This window comes from Corallococcus sp. AB011P (assembly GCF_003611605.1).
In the GTDB taxonomy this organism is placed as follows: Bacteria; Myxococcota; Myxococcia; order Myxococcales; family Myxococcaceae; genus Corallococcus; species Corallococcus coralloides.
On sequence record NZ_RAVX01000055.1, the window covers coordinates 1 to 3,207 of the forward strand.

General features: G+C 69.7%; 1 protein-coding gene. It reads left to right on the plus strand.

From position 1 onward, the window contains the following. Positions 1-3,207, plus strand: a 3,207-nt coding sequence (locus D7X30_RS41260; RefSeq protein ID WP_147443446.1) for a condensation domain-containing protein, incomplete at both ends; no start/stop codon positions are given.

Genomic DNA, 3,207 nt, shown 5'->3' on the forward strand with positions numbered 1-3,207 from the left:
TCAGCGTCAACGCGCCGCTCTCCTTCGACGCCTCCGTCAAGCAGCTCATCCAGGTGCTCGACGGCCACACCCTCTGCATCATTCCCGACGAGGCCCGCGCTGACGTCGGTGAGCTCGTCAACCGCATTGGCCAGGACGCCCTCGACGTCCTCGATTGCTCTCCGGCCCACCTGCGCCTGCTGGTGGATGAAGGGCTGCTGGAGCGCAAGGCCATCCCCCGCCGCGTCCTCGTCGGCGGTGAGGCCGTGGACCCCGCCACCTGGCGTCACCTCGCCCAGGCCCCGCGCCCGCGCGTCTTCAACGTCTACGGCCCCACCGAGTGCACCGTCGACGCCACTGCTTGCGCCTTCGACGCGTCTCCCACGCCCACCATCGGCAGGCCCCTGCCCAACGTCCGTGTCTACGTGCTCGACCGCACGCTGCGCCCCGTTCCCGTCGGCGTCGCGGGCGAACTCTTCATCGGCGGTGAGGGCGTCGCGCGCGGCTACCTCAACCGGCCGGAGCTGACGGCGGACCGCTTCATCCCGGATGCCTTCTCCTCCACGCCCGGTGCCCGCCTCTACCGCACGGGCGACGTGGTGCGATGGCGCGCCGACGGGATGCTCGACTACCTGGGCCGTGCCGACTTCCAGGTGAAGGTCCGCGGCTTCCGCATCGAGCTGGGGGAAATCGAAGCCGCCCTCCTCAAGCATCCCCAGGTGCACGCCGCCGTGGTGCTGGCGCGCGAGGACATCCCCGGCGACAAACGGCTCGTCGCCTACGTGGTGCCTCCCGAAGGCACGGAGTCCGCGCCCACGCCCGAAGGCCTCAAGGACTGGCTCAAGCAGCTCCTGCCGGAGCACATGCGCCCCTCCGCGCTCCTCGTGCTGGAAGCGCTGCCGCTCAACACCAACGGCAAGGTGGACCGCAAGGCCCTGCCCGCCCCCCAGGGCACGTCGCTCACGTCCACTTTCGTCGCGCCGCGCACCCCGGCCGAGGAGCAGCTCGCGGCCCTCTTCACGCAGGTGCTGCGCGTGGAGCGCGTGGGCATCCACGACGACTTCTTCGCGCTCGGAGGCCATTCGCTGCTGGCCACCCAGCTCGTCTCGCGCGTGCGCACCACCTTCCGCAGGGAGTTGCCCCTGCGAGCGCTGTTTGAGGCGCCCACCGTCGCCGCCCTCGCCCGGCGCATCGACTCCGAGGGGACCCCCGCGCCGTCGGTTCCCCTTCGGAGGGCCGCGGCTCGCGGCGCCTCGGAGTTGCTGTCCTTCGCGCAGCAGCGGCTGTGGCTGCTGGATCAACTCCAGCCGGGGGACGCGTCCTACAACCTCCCCACGGCGCTCCAGCTCTCCGGACGCCTGGACGTGGAGGCGTTGCGCCGCGCCTTCGAATCGCTCGTCCAGCGCCATGAGGCCCTGCGCACCACCTTCCACGAACACCAGGGTCAGCCCACGCAGCGGATCCAGGCTCCAGCGGCATGGACGCTGCCGCTCATGGACCTCACTGAGCTGCCCGAAGCCTGGCGAAAGGAAGAGTCCCGGCGGCTGACCAACGAGGAAGCGCGCCGGCCGTTCGACCTCGCCACGGGTCCGCTGCTGCGCAGCACGCTGGTGCGCCTGGAGGAGAATGAACACCTGCTGCTGGTGACGATGCACCACATCGTCTCCGACGGTTGGTCCATGGGCGTCCTCGTGCGCGAGATGGTTGCCTTCTACGAGGCCTTCACCCAGGGAGGCACGCCGGCCCTCCCGCCGCTGCCCGTGCAGTACGCGGACTTCGCCACGTGGCAGCGCGACTGGCTCCAGGGCGAGGTGCTCGACGCGCAACTGGGTTACTGGAAGCAGCAGCTGGCTGGAGCACCTTCCGCGCTCGAGCTGCCGACGGACCACCCGCGTCCGCCCGTGCAGTCCCACCGTGGCGCCACCGTGGAGTTGCGGATTCCCGCGCAGGTCTCTGACGCGCTCAAGGCCCTGGCTCAGCGTGAAGGCGCGACGCCCTTCATGGCGCTGCTGGCGGCCTTCCAGGTGCTGCTGTCGCGCTACTCCGCGCAGGACGACGTCAGTGTCGGTTCCCCCATCGCCGGCCGCACCCAGGCGGAGACTGAAGGGCTCATCGGATTCTTCATCAACACCCTGGTCCTGCGCGCCCGGTTGAATCCGCGCTCGACGTTCCGGGAGCTGCTCGCCCAGGTGCGCGGCACGACGCTCGCGGCGTACGACCACCAGCACCTGCCCTTCGAGAAGCTCGTCGAAGCCGTGCAGCCCACACGGGACCTGAGTCGCAGTCCGCTCTTCCAGGCCATGTTCGTCCTGCAGAACACGCCTGCCCGGGCGCTGCACCTGCCGGGCCTGTCGTTCCGGGCCGTGCCGCAAGAAGCCCACTCCGCGATGTTCGACCTCTCCCTCTCGCTGCAAGAGGTCCAGGGAGGGCTGGTCGGTTCACTGGAGTACGCGACGGACCTGTTCGACGCGGCGACCGTGCAGCGCATGGCGGGCCATTTCGGCGTGCTGCTGGAGTCCATCGCACAGAAGCCAGACACCCGGCTGGGTGACCTGCCACTGCTTACGGACGCCGAGCGGCAGCAGCTTCTCGTGGACTGGAACCCGGCTGACACTGAAACCCAGCGTGAGCCCAGCATCCCTGCGATGGTGGAAGCCCAGGTGCGCCGTACGCCGGACGCGCTGGCCGTCATCACGCCCGAGCGGCAGCTGACGTACCGGGAGCTGGACACAAAGGCCAATCAGCTCGCGCACCGCCTGCGTGGACTGGGCGTCGGGCCCGAAGTCCGTGTCGGCCTGTGCGTCGAACGCACCGAAGACCTCGTCATCGGTGCCCTCGGCATCCTCAAGGCCGGTGGCGCCTACGTGCCGCTGGACCCCAGCTATCCGCGTGAGCGTCTGGGCTGGCTGCTCGAAGACGCCCGGGGTCCTGCCCTCGTCGCGCATTCGCACCTGCTCTCGGCACTGCCCGAAACCTCCACCACGCCCGTGTGCCTCGATTCGGACGTGGAGCTGGCGAAGCAGCCGACGACGGCTCCGCCGGTGGACATCCACGCCGGGCACCTCGCCTATCTCATCTACACCTCCGGCAGCACCGGCCGCCCCAAGGGCGTCGCCATCTCCCACGGCAATGCCGTGAAGTTCCTCCATTGGGCCCTCGCCACGTTCTCTGCCGAGGAACTGAAGGGCACCCTCGCCGCGACGAGCCTCAACTTCGACCTCTCCGTCT